Source organism: Escherichia sp. E4736, from assembly GCF_005781225.1.
Classification (GTDB): Bacteria; Pseudomonadota; Gammaproteobacteria; order Enterobacterales; family Enterobacteriaceae; genus Escherichia.
Genome location: NZ_VATT01000012.1, coordinates 1 through 21293, shown reverse-complemented (window position 1 = coordinate 21293; position 21293 = coordinate 1). Strand labels below are relative to the sequence as shown.

10 protein-coding genes and 2 pseudogenes are annotated in these 21293 nt (G+C 48.6%); 10 read left to right on the top strand and 2 right to left on the bottom strand.

The genetic code is table 11. The features are described from left to right. The 7 genes and pseudogenes from yfgM to FEK46_RS08770 all read left to right on the top strand — a co-directional run bounded on the left by yfgM (position 1) and on the right by FEK46_RS08770 (position 13654). Entirely contained in the window at positions 1-621 is a 621-nt protein-coding gene (gene yfgM, locus FEK46_RS08800) for an ancillary SecYEG translocon subunit YfgM (RefSeq protein WP_130207491.1), read from the top strand. A gap of 10 nt (positions 622-631) precedes the next feature. Then, complete coding sequence (gene bamB / locus FEK46_RS08795; protein WP_130207489.1) at positions 632-1810, top strand: outer membrane protein assembly factor BamB; 1179 nt, start codon at positions 632-634, stop codon at positions 1808-1810. 117 nt (positions 1811-1927) lie between these two features. After that, positions 1928-3400 carry a ribosome biogenesis GTPase Der gene (gene der, locus FEK46_RS08790; protein ID WP_032281443.1) on the top strand — a complete coding sequence of 491 codons (1473 nt, stop codon included), beginning with the start codon at positions 1928-1930 and terminating at the stop codon, positions 3398-3400. A 62-nt stretch (positions 3401-3462) separates the two neighbouring features. Next, on the top strand, positions 3463-3678 hold the full coding sequence (locus FEK46_RS08785; RefSeq protein WP_130207487.1) for a zinc ribbon domain-containing protein: 216 nt from the start codon (positions 3463-3465) through the stop codon (positions 3676-3678). A gap of 209 nt (positions 3679-3887) precedes the next feature. Continuing rightward, positions 3888-6068: an intimin-like inverse autotransporter SinH gene (gene sinH, locus FEK46_RS08780; protein WP_135407542.1), complete on the top strand. Its 2181-nt coding sequence runs from the start codon at positions 3888-3890 to the stop codon at positions 6066-6068. Between the two features lie 55 nt (positions 6069-6123). Continuing rightward, positions 6124-7089: a SinI family autotransporter-associated protein gene (locus FEK46_RS08775; RefSeq protein WP_135559331.1), complete on the top strand. Its 966-nt coding sequence runs from the start codon at positions 6124-6126 to the stop codon at positions 7087-7089. Between the two features lie 116 nt (positions 7090-7205). Next, positions 7206-13654: pseudogene (locus tag FEK46_RS08770) on the top strand (DUF823 domain-containing adhesin). A gap of 68 nt (positions 13655-13722) precedes the next feature. Here FEK46_RS08770 and xseA read toward each other — a convergent pair. Beyond that, positions 13723-15099, bottom strand: a complete 1377-nt coding sequence (gene xseA, locus FEK46_RS08765) for an exodeoxyribonuclease VII large subunit (RefSeq protein WP_135559332.1) — start codon at positions 15097-15099, stop codon at positions 13723-13725. Between the two features lie 161 nt (positions 15100-15260). Here xseA and guaB point away from each other — a divergent pair, with 161 nt between their 5' ends. After that, the gene (gene guaB, locus FEK46_RS08760; protein ID WP_001296289.1) at positions 15261-16727 is read left to right on the top strand and encodes an IMP dehydrogenase; all 1467 of its coding nucleotides are present in this window, start codon (positions 15261-15263) and stop codon (positions 16725-16727) included. Between the two features lie 68 nt (positions 16728-16795). Further along, a complete protein-coding gene (gene guaA / locus FEK46_RS08755; RefSeq protein ID WP_000138266.1) occupies positions 16796-18373 on the top strand; it encodes a glutamine-hydrolyzing GMP synthase in 1578 nt (525 codons plus the stop codon). Between the two features lie 620 nt (positions 18374-18993). Here guaA and FEK46_RS08750 read toward each other — a convergent pair. Continuing rightward, the gene (locus FEK46_RS08750; RefSeq protein ID WP_276608984.1) at positions 18994-20100 is read right to left on the bottom strand and encodes an acyltransferase; all 1107 of its coding nucleotides are present in this window, start codon (positions 20098-20100) and stop codon (positions 18994-18996) included. 987 nt (positions 20101-21087) lie between these two features. Between FEK46_RS08750 and FEK46_RS08745 the strand changes: the two are divergent. Further along, positions 21088-21276: pseudogene (locus tag FEK46_RS08745) on the top strand (acyltransferase family protein); the annotation flags it as partial. Positions 21277-21293: the final 17 nt, after the last annotated feature.

Below are 21293 nucleotides of genomic sequence, written 5' to 3'. Positions count from 1 at the left end.
GTGGAAATTTACGAGAACGAAAACGACCAGGTTGAAGCGGTTAAACGCTTTTTTGCTGAAAATGGCAAAGCACTGGCTGTTGGGGTGATTTTGGGCGTTGGCGCACTGATTGGCTGGCGCTACTGGAACAGCCATCAGGTTGATTCCGCACGCTCCACTTCTCTTGCCTATCAAAATGCGGTTACCGCAGTTAGCGAAGGCAAACCAGACAGCATTCCGGCGGCGGAAAAATTCGCTGCTGAAAATAAAAATACTTATGGCGCGCTGGCTTCTTTGGAACTTGCGCAGCAATTTGTTGACAAAAATGAACTAGAGAAAGCTGCCGCCCAATTGCAACAGGGGTTGGCGGACACGAGCGATGAAAATCTCAAAGCCGTGATAAATCTGCGTCTTGCCCGAGTTCAGGTGCAGCTCAAGCAGGCTGATGCCGCGCTGAAAACCCTTGAAACCATTAAAGGTGAAGGGTGGGCTGCCATTGTTGCCGACCTGCGTGGTGAAGCATTGCTGAGCAAAGGTGATAAGCAAGGTGCGCGTAGTGCATGGGAAGCAGGCGTGAAAAGCGATGCTACCCCGGCACTGAGCGAAATGATGCAGATGAAAATTAATAATTTGTCCATCTGAGAGGGACCCGATGCAATTGCGTAAATTACTGCTGCCAGGACTGCTTTCCGTTACTCTTTTAAGCGGCTGTTCGCTGTTTAACAGCGAAGAAGATGTGGTAAAGATGTCCCCATTGCCGACCGTTGAAAACCAGTTTACGCCGACCACGGCGTGGAGCACCTCTGTTGGTAGCGGCATTGGCAACTTCTATTCTAATCTTCATCCGGCACTGGCGGACAACGTTGTCTATGCAGCAGACCGCGCTGGTTTAGTAAAAGCGATGAATGCGGATGACGGCAAAGAAATCTGGTCTGTCAGTCTGGCCGAGAAAGATGGCTGGTTGTCTAAAGAGCCGGCATTGCTTTCTGGCGGCGTGACCGTAGCAGGTGGTCACGTTTACATTGGCAGCGAAAAGGCGCAGGTTTACGCGCTGAATACCAGCGATGGTACTGTAGCATGGCAAACTAAAGTCGCAGGTGAAGCACTTTCTCGCCCGGTGGTTAGCGATGGTCTGGTACTTATCCACACCAGTAATGGTCAGTTGCAAGCGCTGAACGAAGCAGACGGTGCTGTTAAATGGACAGTTAACCTCGATATGCCTTCGCTCTCTTTGCGTGGCGAATCTGCGCCAGCCACAGCGTTTGGCGCAGCAGTTGTTGGTGGTGATAATGGCCGCGTCAGCGCAGTACTGATGCAACAGGGCCAGATGATTTGGCAACAGCGCATCTCCCAGGCGACCGGCTCTACTGAAATCGACCGTCTGAGCGATGTTGACACAACTCCGGTAATCATTAACGGCGTTGTTTTTGCACTGGCCTATAATGGTAACCTGACGGCGCTTGATCTGCGCAGCGGTCAGATTATGTGGAAACGCGAACTGGGTTCGGTGAATGATTTCATCGTCGACGGCAACCGCATCTATCTGGTCGATCAAAATGACCGGGTGATGGCGTTGACTATTGATGGCGGCGTTACGCTGTGGACGCAAAGCGATCTGTTGCATCGCCTGCTGACTTCTCCGGTGCTGTATAATGGCAACCTGGTGGTGGGTGACAGTGAAGGCTATCTGCACTGGATTAACGTCGAAGATGGTCGTTTCGTTGCCCAGCAAAAAGTTGATAGCTCCGGTTTCCAGACCGAACCGGTTGCCGCTGATGGCAAACTGCTGATCCAGGCAAAAGACGGGACTGTGTACTCCATTACACGTTAATCGTCTCTGTCGTTCACTTTGAAAACGGCTCCTGGACAGGGGCCGTTTTCCTGTTTTTAACAACGACGCAAAAAAAGCGATCGTTGTCTGATGATTTATAAAAATGAGGCTTTAAACATGGTACCTGTGGTCGCGCTTGTCGGGCGCCCTAACGTAGGAAAATCCACGTTATTTAACCGTCTAACTCGCACCCGAGATGCGCTGGTTGCGGATTTCCCGGGTCTGACTCGTGACCGTAAGTACGGTCGTGCAGAAATTGAAGGCCGCGAGTTTATCTGTATTGATACCGGCGGTATTGACGGTACGGAAGACGGTGTTGAAACCCGCATGGCGGAACAGTCGCTACTGGCGATTGAAGAAGCAGACGTTGTACTGTTTATGGTTGATGCGCGTGCTGGCCTGATGCCAGCAGATGAAGCTATTGCCAAGCACCTGCGCTCCCGAGAAAAACCTACCTTCCTGGTGGCAAACAAAACTGATGGTTTAGATCCAGACCAGGCAGTTGTTGATTTCTATTCGCTCGGTTTAGGCGAAATCTACCCAATTGCCGCGTCTCATGGTCGTGGTGTATTAAGCCTGCTGGAGCACGTTCTTCTGCCGTGGATGGAAGATCTCGCGCCGCAAGAAGAAGTGGACGAAGACGCAGAATACTGGGCGCAATTTGAAGCGCAAGAGAACGGCGAAGAAGAAGAGGAAGACGACTTCGACCCGCAAAGTCTGCCGATCAAACTGGCGATTGTGGGGCGTCCGAACGTCGGTAAGTCTACACTCACTAACCGTATTCTCGGTGAAGAACGCGTTGTGGTTTACGACATGCCAGGCACAACACGTGACAGTATCTACATTCCAATGGAACGTGACGGACGTGAGTATGTACTCATTGACACCGCAGGCGTACGTAAACGCGGCAAAATCACCGATGCGGTAGAGAAGTTCTCAGTAATCAAAACGTTGCAGGCAATTGAAGATGCCAACGTGGTGATGCTGGTTATTGATGCACGCGAAGGTATTTCCGATCAGGATCTCTCTCTGCTGGGCTTTATTCTCAATAGTGGGCGCTCACTTGTGATTGTGGTGAACAAGTGGGATGGCCTGAGCCAGGAAGTGAAAGAGCAGGTGAAAGAGACGCTGGACTTCCGTCTGGGCTTTATTGATTTTGCTCGCGTGCACTTTATCTCTGCATTGCACGGCAGTGGTGTTGGTAACCTGTTTGAATCAGTGCGTGAAGCATATGACAGCTCTACCCGTCGCGTGGGTACGTCTATGCTGACACGAATCATGACCATGGCTGTTGAAGATCACCAGCCGCCACTGGTACGCGGGCGTCGCGTGAAGCTGAAATATGCCCACGCCGGTGGTTATAACCCGCCGATTGTGGTGATTCACGGTAACCAGGTAAAAGACCTGCCGGATTCCTACAAGCGTTATCTGATGAACTACTTCCGCAAGTCTCTGGATGTGATGGGGACGCCGATTCGTATTCAGTTCAAAGAAGGGGAAAACCCATATGCGAACAAGCGTAACACCCTGACGCCGACCCAGATGCGCAAGCGTAAGCGCCTGATGAAGCATATCAAGAAAAGTAAGTAATTACTTATCTGGTTTCCCTTTCCATATGGAAAGGGAAACTCATGAAAATGTGAGGATTATTTATGGAACTCAGCTGCCCAATCTGCCAAAAACCTCTCGAACGTCAAGGCGAGACGGCTCACTGCGTAACTTGCGACAAAGATTTCATCGTCCAGGCACTTTGCCCTGACTGCCACCAACCGTTACAGGTGTTAAAAGCGTGTGGTGCGGTGGATTATTTCTGCCAGCATGGTCACGGTTTAATTTCTAAAACCCGTATTGAATTTGTCATTGCTTAATATCACTGGAATATATGATTTCGCATTATATATTCCTAATATAAATATTATAATCTCTTCTCTATTAGATAAATGGCTAATTAAAAATGAACAAAGTCTCATTGTTATAACTTTAAGACTATGTTTAGCACTTCTGGTGTGCAGTTGCTGCGTTATCTGGAATACAATGTTAGACATTATTTTAGAATTAAATCCCCACAGGGAAAAACATGTTGCAATGGATCCGCTATATAACACTAATATTTATCTCCGGTGCTGCTTATGCAGCACCGGAGATAAATATTAAGCAAAGCGAATCTTCATTACCTGATCTGGCAAGCGAAGCTGCTCAACAAGAAGAACAAAGTAACAAAGGCAAATCCGTCAAGGAACGTGGTGCCAATTACGTTACCGAGTCCGCCCAACAGGGCTTTGAGAACCTGACTCCAGAAGCGCTTGAATCCCAGGCGAGAAGCTATCTGCAAGGGCAAATCACATCATCCGCACAGTCTTATATCGAAGGTGCGCTTTCTCCTTATGGTAAAGTTCGCTCTAACCTTTCCATCGGTCAGGATGGCGATCTGGACGGCAGTTCAATCGACTATTTTGTCCCCTGGTATGATAATCAGAGTACGGTCTATTTCAGTCAGTTTTCTGCGCAACGAAAAGAAGATCGAACGATAGGTAATATAGGTTTAGGCGTAAGACATAATTTTGATAAATGGCTTCTGGGGGGGAATATATTTTATGATTATGATTTCACCCGTGGACATCGCCGTTTAGGCTTAGGAACAGAAGCCTGGACGGATTATTTAAAATTTTCTGGTAACTATTATCATCCGCTTTCAGACTGGAAAGATTCAAAAGATTTTGATTTCTATTTAGAACGACCCGCACGTGGCTGGGATATCCGGGCGGAAGCCTGGTTACCTTCTTATCCGCAGCTGGGGGGCAAAATTGTTTTCGAGCAATATTATGGTGACGAAGTGGCGCTCTTCGGCACCGATAATTTAGAAAAAGATCCCTATGCAGTGACGCTCGGCGTGAACTATCAACCCGTTCCGTTACTGACGGTCGGGACAGACTATAAAGCAGGTACCGGAGATAACAGTGATCTTAGTGTTAACGCCACGATTAACTATCAGTTCGGTGTTCCGCTAAAAGATCAACTGAATAGCGATAACGTCAAAGTTGCTCACTCGCTGATGGGCAGTCGCCATGACTTCGTCGAACGTAATAACTTTATCGTGCTGGAATACAAAGAAAAAGACCCACTTGATGTCACCTTGTGGCTTAAAGCAGACGCCACCAATGAGCACCCGGAATGCGTGATTAAAGACACGCCAGAGGAAGCGGTTGGCCTGGAAAAATGTAAATGGACCATCAACGCGCTGATCAACCACCATTACAAAATTGTCGCCGCCTCGTGGCAGGCGAAAAATAACGCTTCCCGCACGCTGGTCATGCCTGTTGTTAAAGCGAATACCATCACTGAAGGTAACAACAACCACTGGAATCTGGTGCTGCCAGCCTGGCAGTACAGCTCCGATCCTGCCGACCAGGAAAAACTCAATACCTGGCGCGTGCGTCTGGCGCTGGAAGATGAAAAGGGCAACCGGCAAAACTCCGGTGTGGTGGAAATCACCGTGCAGCAGGATCGTAAAATTGAGCTGATCGTCAACAACATCGCAGATGTGCCGGATGAGAACAATCACAGCCACGAAGCCAGCGCCCAGGCAGACGGCGTCGATGGCGTGGTGATGGATCTCGACGTCACCGATAGCTTTGGGGATGACACTGACCGCAACGGCAATGCTCTGCCAGTAGATAACCTTTCGCCGCAGCTTTACGATGCGCAGGATAAAAAAGTTACGCTCACCAATAAACCCTGTTCAACCGAGAATCCCTGCGTCTTTATCGCTAAGCAGGATAAAGAAAAAGGCACCGTTACGCTCTCCAGTACGCTACCCGGTACTTTCCGCTGGAAAGCGAGAGCCGCGCCGTATGACGACAGTAACTATGTAGATGTGACTTTCCTCGGCGCGGGGGGCAATGATGTTAATGCCTTTATCTACCGTGTATCTGCGACTAACCCTGTCAATCTTATCGGCAATGAGAAAGAGCATTTGCCTGTTGATAATGCCTATCGCTTTGTCTTGTGGCGCGATGTCAACAACGATGGAGTTTTCCAGCAGTCGGAAAAACTGACGGAAGAGGAAATGGCGCAATACGACTACCAGTGGGAGTTTACCGGGCACAGCGTCAATGGCTATACCGGTGCGCAATCGAATACCAGTAATGAAGATATTGTCATCCCTGCGACAAACGAAGAGGCCGTACAGAAATTTGGTGCCCAAAAAGAAGATGGCGTGCAGGGGTATGGATTACGTGTGGTTTACAGCAAGCACTAGATCGGCGTAATGGCCGATCGGCCAGTCGCTGGATATTAATCAAGGAGAGAATTGAATGAACAATCATTTAACGCGGCCGTTGACGAAAGTCGCGCTAGCGCTGGCTTTAGCGGGATACTGTGCAGTGCCTGCCGCGATGGCTGAAGGGCAGGGTAATCTCAGGGCGGGTCAGTGGCAATCAGAATCACAAAGTACCGGCACCATTCAGGGGACCGTGCCGTGGATCACCAGAAGTGCTTCAGAGACAGCGGATGCTGATAAATCACATGTCACTATTGATATTGATCGTGGCAGCCGCACGGTCACAACGGACGGTGATAAGCAGTTTCATGTGGGGGACACACTGACAGCCAACTGGGCGATTGGTGATACTCAGGGGGACCTTGATGACAATAACACAGCGACTAAAGCAACCCTCCAGTGGATGAGTTATAGCGACCAGTCAGGAGCAGATCCTAAAGAGATTGGTACCGTAGGGAGCGATACATATACCATCGCGGCTGCGGATGCTGATCGATACATAGGTTTGAAAATCACGCCGACTACCACTACCGGTGATCCGAATGTTGCGGATGAGGTGGTGATGCTTGATCTTTCCACCAATGCGGGCGGTGGTTCTGACAGCGATGATATTCCGGAAGGTCCGGTATTTGATGATGCCGTTCACGTCGTAATTCACGAAAAAGACATCAATACGAATCTGTTGGGTAAAACGACGAAACTCAAAACTAATACCACTTATCAAGTCATGTTGTGGAAAGATAAAAACAACAACAGTACTTATGATGCAGGCGAAGAGGTTACCAGCCAGTACAACTATCGCTGGCGCTTTACCGGAACCAGCCTCCAGTTGGGCACAGCCGGTGGTCTTGTTAATCCGACTTACAACAACAGCGACCTGGTTATCCCTGTTACCAATGCCGAAGCGAAAACCGCGTTCGATTTTGCCGGAAGTGGCGTTGTCCTCGGCAACGATGGCGTTCAGGGCTACGGCTTATCTATCGACTACCAGAGAAAATAATCGTTACCAGCACCATTCCCGCCAGGGAATGGTGTTTTTCCGCGCACTTTGCTTAGCCAGCGTTAAGCAAAGTGGGTTGAGGTGAAAACGCAACTTTAAACGGGCAGGTTTCAATCATGGACGGGGCTTTGAAACTAATAAAAGTAATAACGGCGATTTTATTGCTATCCCTGACCTTGCCTGCAATGGCCGTGTTAAAAGGGGGACAGTGGCAACAATCAAGTGCTTCAACTGATGCTATAAATGGCACCGTTCCCTTTGCAGATAGCGCCAGCGTACCCGTCTATCAAGGAAGTGTTCAGCTTGATCCCACTGTGGAGCATGATATTGCTAATACAGCTATGCCCGGTAATTTCAGCATTGAGGCCAGCGCAACGAGCATGATTTTAACCAACCCGCGCGACAATGAAGGTGACATATTCAACAGTCCGCCATTACTGCGCTGGGAAGATCAAATGTTGCCAGCCGTCACCCTTATCTGGGCAGACGCCGCTACGCCCGATATGCCGCTCACCCCACAACCACGTCCTGATCGTTCCTTTTGTGTACAAAACCTGGCGGGTCATAAACTGGTGGCGATTCCGCAGTTTGATCCAGACAAAACGCTCCCAACATTGGATCTCTTTACCCTTACAGGCGTACCTAATCAGGGAACGGTGTTACTTAATGAAAAACAGGTCACGTTAAATATTGCCAGCGCAGTGGGTGATCTGGTTACTGTCAGTGCCAGTGACTATGATGAAACACTAAACGCGGCTAAAACTACCGTTGGCAACTCAATCACTTTAACCGTAACGACCAAAGATTGTCAGGGTAATACGGCAGGTAATATACCTTTTATTATCAAACGTAAAGATGCGGTAAACCGGCAGAATGTTGTGAATAACACCGGTCCAGTAAGACTCGGAAGTACCGAGTTAACGACTACAGCAACGGAATATCGTGGTACTACCGATGCCAATGGCACCGCTACTGTTACGGTAACGCAGGCGAACGGTCCCGGTGTAAAAACGCCCCTGGTTGTCAGTCTTTCTGGCATTACGCAAAGCAGCGAAACGGCGGTGATCTTTACCGTTCTCACCAGCCCGGATGTCCCGCAGGCTAATATGTGGGGCCATATGGCAGAAACGTTAAAGGCGATGCAATACACCTTCAGCCGTCCGAAACTGGCAGCAGAAGTGGATAATAAAGCGGGTACAGTCATCGATCATAACGAAACATGGTCAACCTTCACCTGGAGTGGTGCAGATAACCACTGCGACATTCTGCATGGTATGCGGCAGTTTGGTGCGATGAAAACCGTCATTCCTACTTCAGTGCAAGAAGTCGTCGGTTGGCCAATGCAGGGAGATTATTACTGGTCTTCGCTGGCAGGGACCTCCGGGAAGCATCATGCCGCAGATGTTACGAACCATAGCGAAACACAGCAAGCAGATAGTACGAAGTATCTGGTGAGTTGTGTGGACAAAGACGCACCGGAGGTTGACCCCGAACTGGTGCTGACCCCCGAAAACTATGATGAGAGTTTGCAGGCAGTAAAAGTTCAGGTGGGTGAAGATACACTCATGCGCCTGACCATTACTGATAAAAAAAATAATAATCAGCCGCTGGCTTACTACTATTTCTCACTTCATTTAGATGATGGAATTAACCGTAAAAATCAATCCGATCCCACGTGGGAAGCGCACCCAGTACATATTTCCGGCGACTCGAATTTACACCAGATTGATGCACACAACTATGAAGGCATAACCGACTTTAACGGTCAGGCTACGCTTACACTTTCGCAACCAGACGGTGCTGGTGTTAAAACGCATATCACCGCGACAATGCGCAGCAACTTTGCTGCATCGGATGAGAAGGACGTGATTTTTACAGTTATCACCAGTCCGGACAGCGATCAGGCCCGGATGTGGGGGCATATGGCAAGAGGGATTATTTCCGATGGGAATATCTATAAACGCCCACTGCTGGCAGATGAAACGGCGCATGAAGTGGGGGTAATGCGCGAAAACAACGAGGACTGGGCTTTGTTTGATCAAGAGTCCAGTATGCAGAAGGAATGCGGCGTTGGACATATTCCGAGGCAACGTTCTCTGGAAGCTTTATACGTAGCAAATCAAGGAAATGCGATTGGTACTGAGTATGGTTGGCCGACGATAAAACAAGATTACCTCACAGCGGTTGAACAAGCAGATTCACATTCCTCTGTTGCTCTCGATAATGGCTCGGTTACCACTTATTCTGGTTTCAGGCAAAACTATCTCACTTGTTCTGCCAATGATCTCGTGGCTCGTGTCGTGGTAGAAACAGACAAAGATATCTCACCCGGTTCCAATTCTGCTAAAGCGAAGGTGGGTGAAAAAATAACCATGACGGTTCGTACCGTTAACGCGATGAACAATGATACTCCTGTCCCTTTTACCGCATTTACCGTTACCAAAGGGATGAGTCAGAACAGAGCTGGGTTGGTATCTGGTTTTACCGATCCGTCTGGTGGTGCTCTCACAATGAACGGAACCGCCTATGGTACCTCGCAACCATCAGTAATTTATTCAGGTCTTACGGATGCGCAGGGAGTGGCGACAATCGTAATTGAGCAGCCCGCAGGCGTTGGCTTAAGTACACCACTGACAATTACCCCAACTCAATCAGCGGTTCCGAATAATATTGTAAATTACAATGTGACCTTTACCGTGCCAACAAGTCCTGATGTTTCTGTGGCACAAATGTGGGGGCATATGGATGACTCAATTACTGTTGGAACCATGACCTTTAATCGCCCGAAATTAATTCAGGAGGTCAGTGGCGGGCGTAGTCCACAAGTAGAAAATAATGAAAGCTGGGTACGAGTCAATCAGGCGGATATTGAAAACAGTGCTGCGGGCGGTTGTGAAAAAAATAAAGTACCACGCAAAAACCAACTTGCTGCGTTGTACAGCGCCAACACTAACAATGCCATTCAGACAGTACACGGTTGGCCGACTCAGCTCCAGGAATACTGGAGTAGCACTCCAGTCGATAAGGTGCCGCATTTTGCGGCAGTCTGGTTAAATAATGGTAATGTACAAAGCAATGTTACCCCTCCTGTTTATATAAGCTGTCTGACTACTGCAAATACTGTTGCCAACAGCATCACGTTAGAAATTGTGGATCCAGCTCAGTGGAATAGTAGCCTCAATGCGGCAAAGCTGAAAAAGGGCGAGACATTACAGGTCAAGGTGACAGTAAAAGACGCCGCGGGTAATCCAATGGCAGATATGCCGTTTATCCTTCAACGTGGTGATGGTTATACCCGTTCAGAGGAACGTCATGTGGCGGGCAGCGGCGATGGCATTGTATCCTCAGTGGTTGTCGATGGCGGCCAGCCTGATGAGATAACGCTGAGCGATACCGCCACGAGCTATATCGCAATGACCGGCAGCGATGGCAGCAAGATCCTCACCATTACCCGTCCGGATACCCACGGCACTAAAACGGCGCTGATCGCAGCGTTGTATTCCGACCCGACCAAAAAAGCCAGCATGGACACCATCTTCACTGTGGTGACCAGCCCGGATAGCGCAAATGCCAAAATGTGGGGCCATATGCCGGAAACGCTAACGGCGGGCGGGCTAACGTTTAAACGTCCTTTGCTGTTCTCGGAACTGAGCGGTTCAGCGGGCAATGTGCGCAAAGGGCCTGAAGAAGACAATGAGATTTGGGCGCTGTTTACCGAAGCGCAGGCTGCTAAAAATACTAAAAATAACGGCTGCGGCGCGGATTTTATCCCGACAAAAGACGCGCTGACTATGTTGTCCGGCAACTGGGGCGGGCATACCGTAGACGGCTGGCCGGTGTTGAAAGTTTATGACTCCAGTACGGCGGATAGCGCCAGCGTGGAAAATCGTAATTATCTCGGCGTACAGCTCAGTAGCGGTACCAGCAGCGTGCTGGAGACGAACGGGGGATACCTGAGTTGTCAGACGACGGCAAATAAGAAAGTGGCGAAAATTGAGCTGACGTCAGAACAAACGGTTAGCGTCGACGGTCTTGATGCAGTAAAAGTCAAAACCAATTATGAAGATGTTCATGAGCAAATGACGTTCAAAGTGACGACCCGTGATGCCCAGGGGAATGTTGTAGGCAACACGCCATTCTTACTGAGCCACGGGAAAACGGTTAGTCGCCAGAATGTCGAGGTGACCGATTATCAGTCCAGACTGATTTCAGTGACAGACCAGTATAATCACCAGCCTATCAGCTGAACACTGGTGATAATTTTTATGGCACGACCGGGTCGGACGGTACGGCGACGCTGACCATCAACCAGCCCAATACCGGTTTTGGTGAAAGAATACCGATGCAGGCTACGCTGGATGATACCAGCGTAGTGTCGCAGAGTTTGAGTGCGATCTTTACGGTTGTGACCAGCCCTGATACGCCGAAAGCGAACTACTGGGGCCATATGTCTGAAACCCTCACGGCAAAAAATGGCAAGGTTTTCAGCCGTCCACTGTTGCAGGCTGAAGCCGCATCAACAGCTACTGTAACGGTAAATAATGAAGTGTGGCCGCGGGTTAACATCACGTCTGCACTGGACGGCAGCAATGGCGGCTGCAAAGACAAATTGCCAGTGATGAACGATCTCCAGTCATTGTATGATGCCTGGCCTGACGGAACGTTACAGACTGTGCAGGGATGGCCTCTCTATTTATCATCACCTTTGTTCTGGTCGCGTAATGTGAAATCAAGCGCCGGAACTACCACGCCTTTGTATCAATATATGAATCTCAAAACGGGCGAAGCCGGCGCGACGTCGAGTACGTCCAACACCTATTCACAGGTTTGCCTGGCGACAGCGGAACCGATTGGCAGCGTAACCCTTGCGCCTGCGGCGGAAAACTGGGACAGCGCGCTGTCTGCCGGAAAAGCAAAGGCGGGAGAGGCGATGCCTGTGACAGTAACGGTAACCCATACGGATGGTTCGCCTGCGGCGTATGAGTCGGTGGGGATTCAGCGTGGCGTCAGCACGCAACGAGACGGTACGACTATCGGGAGTTCATCTACTTTCGATGATCTTGTGCTGGATGAATTTAATCCGGCGGAAACCATGACATCCAGTATCCTCAACGGAAGTGCCAACCTTAACTATCTGCTCTTGCAAACGGATGCTCAGGGGCAGGTCACCTTTAAGCTCCATCAGGATCAATCAACCGGCCTGAAAACCCCGATGAGTGCGACGGCGTTTGGGCGCGCCGATAAACCTATAGTACCGCTGGACGTTATTTTTACCGTTATCACCAGCCCGAACAGCGACAAAGCGCATATGTGGGGCCATATGCCGGAAACGGTCACAGCGGCTGACGGTACGGAGTTTGAACGCCCCAAACTGTGGGCTGAAATGGGTGCCACCAGCGGTGCGGGTAAAACGCTCACTAAAGTGAAGCTTAATAATGAAGACTGGCCTGCGCCACATTCCTCGCAGAGAGGCGATGCGGGGGGAACCGATCCGTGTGAAGAAGCGCGCCACCCTTCGCTGGACGAACTTAAATCGTTATACGCTCGCTACCCTAATGGCACTATCGTGAAAGAGATTGGTTGGCCAGTGAAGCAGAGCGGTTATGCGTGGTGGACCAATGCAACCTGTCCAGCGAAAGAAGGGTCCACTGTTTGTGAAGCAATAGATCTGTACACGGGGCTACTGGCATCAGGGAAAACCTGGGCCTATGAGGCGTGCCTGGTGCATCCACACTCGACGGTTTCTGCCGTGACGCTGACCTCGACGACGTTTGATTCTGCTTATCAGGCGGCGGTGGCAAAAAAAGGCGATGCCATGTCGGTGATGGTTACGGTGAAAGACAGTTCCGGAAGAGCGGTGCCGAACGTGGCCTTTATGTTACACCGCGGCGATGCTGCGCCGCGTAACAGCGGGGCGACGTTGTCGCCTGCAAATGGAGTTAGTGTAGCGGAAATGGATGATATCACCATCCAGCCATCATCAGGAGTGGCTACTCGGTTGGCTGCAAGTGGGGACGAGATCAGTGGCGTGACAGGTGCAGACGGCACGGCAAGCTTTACTGTTCGTCAGGACAATACGCCGGGTTATAAAACGCCGCTGACAGTAACGCTGGATAATTACCCAACATTGACAGCAACGATGGACACTATTTTCACCGTATTAACCAGTCCCAATGTTTCTTCCGCGCACTTCTGGGGACATATGGCAGACTCGGTAGTGGTGAATGGCAAAACATTACATCGACCTTTGCTGAAAACAGAATTACCTGCTGGTGCGGTTGCTGTGTTGGCTCCAAATGTGGTCAACGAAACTTGGGCGTTGGGACACAGAGTTGATTCAGCCAAATGGGATATAGCAAAGCAGTGTGGAAGTATGAGCAATGCGCCAACGTACAGTGAGTTAGAAACGCTGCACACAAGTTTTAGCTCGTTGGGGTGGCCTTCAATTACGCCAAGCTATCCCTATTTATCCTCCGAGCAATGCGGAATGTTTGAAGACACGGGGACGCAGGATTGTAGTGTAGTTCTGCAAAATAAGGCTGGTCTAATCGCCTGCTTTCAGTGATGGCCTGGTTGTATCTGATGTTAGCATGGCGATATTACCTGATGCGATGCTGGCGCATCTTGTCCGACCTACGGATTAGCCGCTTTTTTGCGTGGTTTGCGGGTTTTCGTCACGTTGCTCACTACGCTTACCACAATGCCATCATTTAAACGCGTGGTCATCGTATCGCCCGCTTTTACCTGTTTCACCTGCTTTAACACCGCGCCATCTGCGGCGCTGGTGACGCTATAGCCGCGCGCCAGCGTTGACAGTGGGCTAACCGCTTCCAGATGCGTCACCGCATTACCGAAACGTTCACGCGTGGCGCTAAGCTGTGCGCGCAGGGTTTCTGCTAAACGATATTCCAGTTGTTGAATGCGCGTTTGCAAGCGATGAATCTTCGGCTGTGGATTTTGCTGATTCAGCCGCTGTGTTAATCGCACCTGTTGCTGTCCGGCACGTTTAAGCTGATTTTCCAGCGCAAAGCTCATCCGCTTTTGTAGACGTTCGAGTGTAGTCTGCTGACGCGCCAGCCGGAGCTGCGGATGCTGTTGCTGCAAGCGATGATGAATTTGCGTAAAGCGACGCGTGCGGTTGGCGAGATAATAATCCATCGCCATTTCCAGCCGCTGCTGCGCAGACTGCACCTGGCGCAGTAACTCCTGCTGATTACTGCTCACCACTTCAGCGGCAGCCGACGGAGTTGGTGCTCGTAAATCGGCAACGAAATCGGCAATGGTCACATCGGTTTCATGTCCAACGGCACTGACAACCGGAATGCGACTGGCAAAAATTGCCCGCGCCACGCGTTCGTCGTTAAAACTCCATAAATCTTCCAGCGAACCGCCACCGCGCCCGACAATTAACACGTCGCACTCGTTGCGCTGATTCGCTAGTTCGATGGCGCGAACAATTTGCCCCGGCGCATCGTCACCCTGTACCGCGGTAGGATAAATAATCACTGGCAATGACGGATCGCGACGTTTAAGCACATGCAAAATATCGTGCAGTGCGGCACCTATTTTTGAGGTGATGACACCTACACAGTGCGCAGGGGTGGGGAGTAGTTTCTTAAGCTCTTGATCGAACAAACCTTCAGCCTGCAATTTCGCTTTGAGTTGTTCGTATTTCTGTTGCAACAAACCTTCACCGGCGGGCTGCATACTTTCGACGATAATCTGATAATCGCCGCGTGGCTCATAGAGTGTAATATTGGCGCGAACCAGCACTTGCTGCCCGTGTTGCGGGCGAAAGGCCACCCGGCGGTTGCTGTTGCGGAACATTGCGCAGCGTACCTGGGCGGTATCATCTTTGAGCGTAAAGTACCAGTGACCGGAAGCCGGTTGCGTGAAGTTAGAAATTTCGCCGCTGATCCACACTTGCCCCATCTCCTGCTCAAGCAGCAAACGGACGGTCTGATTCAGGCGACTAACCGTAAAAATTGCGGGGGATTGAGATGGTAACATGTGAGCGAGATCAAATTCTAAATCAGCAGGTTATTCAATCGATAGTAACGTGCTGACCGGGGAGCGCAAGCATTATTTGCAAAAAGGGGTAGATGCAATCGGTTACGCTCTGTATAATGCCGCGGCAATATTTATTAACCACTCTGGTCGAGATATTGCCCATGCTACGTATCGCTAAAGAAGCTCTGACGTTTGACGACGTTCTCCTCGTTCCTGCTCATTCTACCGTTCTGCCGAATACTGCTGACCTCAGCACTCAGCTGACGAAAACTATTCGTCTGAATATTCCTATGCTTTCCGCAGCAATGGATACCGTAACGGAAGCGCGCCTGGCTATTGCTCTGGCTCAGGAAGGCGGTATCGGCTTTATCCACAAAAACATGTCCATTGAACGCCAGGCGGAAGAAGTTCGCCGCGTGAAAAAACACGAATCTGGCGTGGTGACTGACCCGCAGACTGTTCTGCCAACCACGACGCTGCGTGAAGTGAAAGAACTGACCGAGCGTAACGGCTTTGCTGGCTACCCGGTTGTTACCGAAGAAAACGAACTGGTCGGCATCATCACTGGTCGTGACGTGCGTTTTGTGACCGACCTGAGCCAGCCGGTTAGCGTTTACATGACGCCGAAAGAGCGTCTGGTAACTGTGCGTGAAGGGGAAGCCCGTGAAGTTGTGCTGGCAAAAATGCACGAAAAACGCGTTGAAAAGGCGCTGGTGGTTGATGATGAATTCCACCTGATCGGCATGATCACCGTGAAAGATTTCCAGAAAGCAGAACGTAAACCGAACGCCTGTAAAGACGAACAAGGTCGTCTGCGTGTTGGTGCTGCGGTTGGCGCAGGTGCGGGTAACGAAGAGCGTGTTGATGCGCTGGTTGCCGCAGGCGTTGACGTTCTGCTGATCGACTCCTCTCACGGTCACTCTGAAGGCGTTCTGCAGCGTATCCGTGAAACTCGTGCTAAATATCCGGATCTGCAAATCATCGGCGGCAACGTGGCAACAGCTGCGGGTGCACGCGCTCTGGCAGAAGCCGGTTGCAGCGCGGTCAAAGTCGGTATCGGCCCTGGATCTATCTGTACGACTCGTATCGTTACTGGCGTAGGTGTTCCGCAGATCACTGCCGTTGCTGACGCAGTTGAAGCCCTGGAAGGCACCGGCATTCCGGTTATCGCTGACGGTGGTATCCGTTTCTCTGGCGATATTGCCAAAGCTATCGCCGCTGGCGCAAGCGCGGTGATGGTAGGTTCTATGCTGGCGGGTACTGAAGAATCTCCGGGTGAAATCGAACTCTACCAGGGCCGTTCTTACAAATCTTACCGTGGGATGGGTTCTCTGGGCGCGATGTCCAAAGGTTCCTCTGACCGTTACTTCCAGAGCGACAACGCTGCCGACAAACTGGTTCCGGAAGGTATCGAAGGTCGCGTAGCCTACAAAGGTCGTCTGAAAGAGATCATTCACCAGCAGATGGGCGGCCTGCGCTCCTGTATGGGCCTGACCGGCTGTGGTACTATCGACGAACTGCGTACTAAAGCGGAGTTTGTACGTATCAGCGGTGCGGGTATTCAGGAAAGCCACGTTCACGACGTGACCATCACCAAAGAGTCCCCGAACTACCGTCTGGGCTCCTGATTCTCTTCGCCCGACTTCATGTCGGGCGATTTATATTATCTGTTTCACTTGCCTCGGAATAAGCGTCAATGACGGAAAACATTCATAAGCATCGCATCCTCATTCTGGACTTCGGTTCTCAGTACACTCAACTGGTTGCGCGCCGCGTGCGTGAGCTGGGTGTTTACTGCGAACTGTGGGCGTGGGATGTGACAGAAGCACAAATTCGTGACTTCAACCCAAGCGGCATTATTCTTTCCGGCGGCCCGGAAAGCACCACCGAAGAAAATAGCCCGCGCGCGCCGCAATATGTCTTTGAAGCAGGCGTACCGGTATTCGGCGTTTGCTATGGCATGCAGACCATGGCAATGCAGCTGGGCGGTCATGTTGAAGCCTCCAACGAACGTGAATTTGGTTATGCACAGGTTGAAGTTCAAACTGATAGTGCGCTGATTCGTGGTATCGAAGATGCGTTAAGCGCAGATGGCAAGCCGCTGCTTGATGTGTGGATGAGCCACGGCGATAAGGTAACAGCAATTCCTGAAGGCTTTGTTACCGTCGCCAGCACCGAAAGCTGCCCATTTGCCATCATGGCTAACGAAGAAAAACGTTTCTATGGTGTTCAGTTCCACCCGGAAGTGACTCATACTCGTCAGGGTATGCGTATGCTGGAGCGTTTTGTGCGCGATATCTGCCAGTGTGAAGCGCTGTGGACGCCAGCTAAAATTATCGACGACGCTGTAGCCCGCATTCGCGAGCAGGTGGGCGACGATAAAGTGATCCTCGGCCTCTCTGGTGGCGTGGATTCTTCCGTTACCGCGATGCTTCTGCATCGTGCAATCGGTAAAAACCTGACTTGTGTATTTGTCGACAACGGTCTGCTGCGTCTGAATGAAGCTGAACAGGTAATGGATATGTTCGGCGATCGTTTCGGTCTGAACATCATTCACGTTCCGGCAGAAGAGCGTTTCCTGGCAGCGCTGGCTGGCGAAAACGATCCAGAAGCAAAACGTAAAATCATCGGGCGCGTTTTCGTTGAAGTATTCGATGAAGAAGCGCTGAAACTGGAAGACGTGAAGTGGCTGGCGCAGGGGACTATCTATCCTGACGTTATCGAATCTGCCGCATCTGCAACCGGTAAAGCACACGTCATCAAATCTCACCACAACGTGGGCGGTCTGCCGAAAGAGATGAAGATGGGCCTGGTTGAACCGCTGAAAGAGCTGTTCAAAGACGAGGTGCGTAAGATTGGTCTGGAGCTGGGCCTGCCATACGACATGCTGTACCGTCACCCGTTCCCGGGACCGGGCCTCGGCGTTCGTGTGCTGGGCGAAGTGAAGAAAGAGTATTGTGACCTGCTGCGCCGTGCTGATGCCATTTTCATTGAAGAACTGCGTAAAGCGGATCTATACGACAAAGTCAGCCAGGCGTTTACTGTCTTCCTGCCGGTACGTTCCGTTGGCGTAATGGGCGATGGTCGTAAATACGACTGGGTTGTCTCTCTGCGTGCTGTCGAAACCATCGACTTTATGACCGCACACTGGGCACATCTGCCGTACGATTTCCTCGGTCGCGTTTCCAACCGCATTATCAATGAAGTGAACGGTATTTCCCGCGTGGTGTATGACATCAGCGGCAAGCCACCAGCTACCATTGAGTGGGAATGATTAACTGCTAGTTCATAGCTACTCATACACTTATTTAATTTCATCATTAGCCCTCTGTATTTACAGAGGGCTTTTGTTTATATGCATTTATATCTATTAACTCTATTTCACTTTTTCGCCGATATTGGTGACGGTATTAAAAAGATTTGAGATTCTGAAGCATTTGCGGTAAAGGCTCGGGGGATTATCTGTAGCGTAAATTGCCATGCTAATTACTGCAGGTGCATGTTTTTTAATCCGGCAACCGAGATCAAATCTCCATTGATTGTAATGTTCAAGCCACGTGACCACTCGCTTCAGTCTGAATACATCGGTGCATATTTCCAGTCTATGGATAATGTCGGAGCTATGGCTACGATGAAACTGACACGAAACTCGTACTGTATTCTCTGGTTTGCACAAGTGAATAAACAATAGTTTCTACATCAGAAAGTTGTGTTCCATATTCATCCGCTCCGAACACAGAATTTTAGGATGTTGGTGAGAGGGCATAAATAGTAACCCAGCGCCAGTCCAGCCAAAGGTTTGGACATGTAACATGGCTGGCGAGCCTGGTATATATGGTTATCTATCAGAAGGCTATTTCTAAAAAAGCCAGAAATTCTAGCGAAGAAATATCACTAAACTGTCACTCCAGTTTTTACTGTCTTTTTCTTTCCTGTTATGAAGTTTGATGCTATTTTTCCATAATTCTGAGATGGTATCTCAATATACAAATGAATAAAATACGACAATGATATAGTAAGAGTTATTTGAATTAATAAAGCAATATATTCGTTTAATCCTACATTAATCATGTACCACATTGTCACGTATCCAAAAAGTGCGTGAACCACATACATTGGATAGCTTATTTTAGCAAAGAATGATGTCACTATACTACCAGTGAAGTTATCTCTTCCAATATAGCATGATACAAATACCAAGAATGCGATCAGATATCCTAATTTGGCGTCAGAAGGGCAAATGTATATAAATGAAGCGAGTGATAACCATATCCACATTATAGCTTTTTTCTTGCTTATCGTGCCTGCATATAATAAGTATAAATTAGTTCCTATTGTCATAAAAAGTATGAACTGGAAACAATATAAAATGCTATGAGGGAATATGAAATATATTGGGATTTGTACGCCATAGTAGTAGCCAGTTAAAGCACCGATTATAGCGACGACTGTTAGATATTGTTTTCCTTTAACCGTTGCATAGGCGAATACAGCAGAAAGAAGATAGAACTTAATCTCAATTTCAAGCGTCCAGCCTACTCCATCTAAAGGCATTCCGCCAATCCAATCCCTGAAAAGAGTCAAATGATAAATGACATCATGTATGTTGTAGGTGTCTCTTAGTTCTGAACCATGAAATGAAAGCCACCTGAACAGTAATGATATAGTAAAACCTATTATATATACTGGCCATATCCTTAAAACCCTGGAAACTATGAAGGCAAGTATTCCATATCGCTGAGTGGTTAATTTTGTTAGTGATAATGGTATAACAAAACCGCTTACTAAAAAAAACAGAGCTACACCAAATGCTCCGTAACTGAAGCCTGGCATTCCAAAACCTAACAGACCAGAAGCAAAATCAAACACACCGCCTTCTATTTTTGGCAGGCCACCATAACCTCCAGAAAATGCATTAAACGATATTATATAATGAGCCAGCATAACAACCATGCTGGCAACGCCTCGTAACGTGTTAACAAACTCGATTTTTTTGCTCAATTTTCGCCCGCCCCATCTTTAATTTTCGAAAAAATGATTGCTCGCCGCCGTGAACGATGAGGCTTCCCACTTTACTGAGCTGAATATAAATAGCAGCAATACTATCAATGGATTACAGGCTCTCTATGGATTAACACTGCTAGCGATTTTTGATTGTTGGGTAATTGGTACACCCAGCGAAAAAGTTTGATGAAAAGGATCGTTGTTAAGGTATAGCTTGCTGCACCGGTATGTTGGAAAAAATGTTTAGCCACAAAAATTCTATCTCTTTTTATAATGCTGTAAATCGGGCGTTGGCTTGCTTATAGCCGTTCTTATTCCGACGTCCATAATATGCAACATCACGCCAGCGGAAAATGCTGTTATAAAAATGCACACAATAAAAACCTTAGCTAGAAACTCGACCTGATTGATTGTTGGATAAGGTCTGTATTTTTATGCACATTTAATATGTCGTACAAAATACACTGAAAAGTGTAAATAATATTGATGATGGTCAAATAATGTTACGCGATTACCGCAATTTATATCACTATGCTGAAACTTTGACTTTGTTTTGGGTAATAATCTATATTGCAACGTTAATTATCTTAACTAAAGTATTAAATATCTCATTGAAAATTTATCGGTTGCAGTATTTTATAGAAGACACAATGATTATTATTAATGTTAATAATTGGTAATAATAAGTTGTGGTGTGTTAATTAAACCAATCTCGGCATGTGCAGTATCGGCAGTATTTAATAATATTTGAAACAAATATAAAACAATTTGCTTACCATTTTTCTGCGAATTTGAACTAAGGATAAAAAGAGAGTTGTAAATAGTAATCCATCAGTTAGGTTAGTTCGTAGATATATAACGTATTCCGTGATGCTGGGACTGTAAAATTTAACTCGTAAGGAGAAATTTAAAATATATTTGAATTGAAATAGCTAACTCAATTTGATAAGGTTTGAAAAAATCATCAGCAAGAAAAATTTTGACATGGAAAGAAAAATAAATAAGTTAGACACAATTCAAGTTCTTAGGGGAATTGCAGTGCTATTAGTTATTGCGTTCCATTTTAGAATATATTTAAATGGAGTGTATGCCCAAAAGGATTTAGGGGATATCCTGTTTAGGATCGGAGAAGTAGGTGTTGATATTTTTTTCGTCATAAGCGGATTTATAATGATGTAGCCCCCAGAAAC

Bases quoted from the DNA above. Each gene is read 5' to 3' on its own strand.
- der (WP_032281443.1), top strand. From the start codon at position 1,928: ATGGTACCTGTGGTCGCGCTTGTCGGGCGCCCTAACGTAGGAAAATCC.
- xseA (WP_135559332.1), bottom strand. From the start codon at position 15,099: ATGTTACCATCTCAATCCCCCGCAATTTTTACGGTTAGTCGCCTGAAT.
- FEK46_RS08775 (WP_135559331.1), top strand. From the start codon at position 6,124: ATGAACAATCATTTAACGCGGCCGTTGACGAAAGTCGCGCTAGCGCTG.
- guaB (WP_001296289.1), top strand. From the start codon at position 15,261: ATGCTACGTATCGCTAAAGAAGCTCTGACGTTTGACGACGTTCTCCTC.
- bamB (WP_130207489.1), top strand. From the start codon at position 632: ATGCAATTGCGTAAATTACTGCTGCCAGGACTGCTTTCCGTTACTCTT.
- FEK46_RS08785 (WP_130207487.1), top strand. From the start codon at position 3,463: ATGGAACTCAGCTGCCCAATCTGCCAAAAACCTCTCGAACGTCAAGGC.
- sinH (WP_135407542.1), top strand. From the start codon at position 3,888: ATGTTGCAATGGATCCGCTATATAACACTAATATTTATCTCCGGTGCT.
- guaA (WP_000138266.1), top strand. From the start codon at position 16,796: ATGACGGAAAACATTCATAAGCATCGCATCCTCATTCTGGACTTCGGT.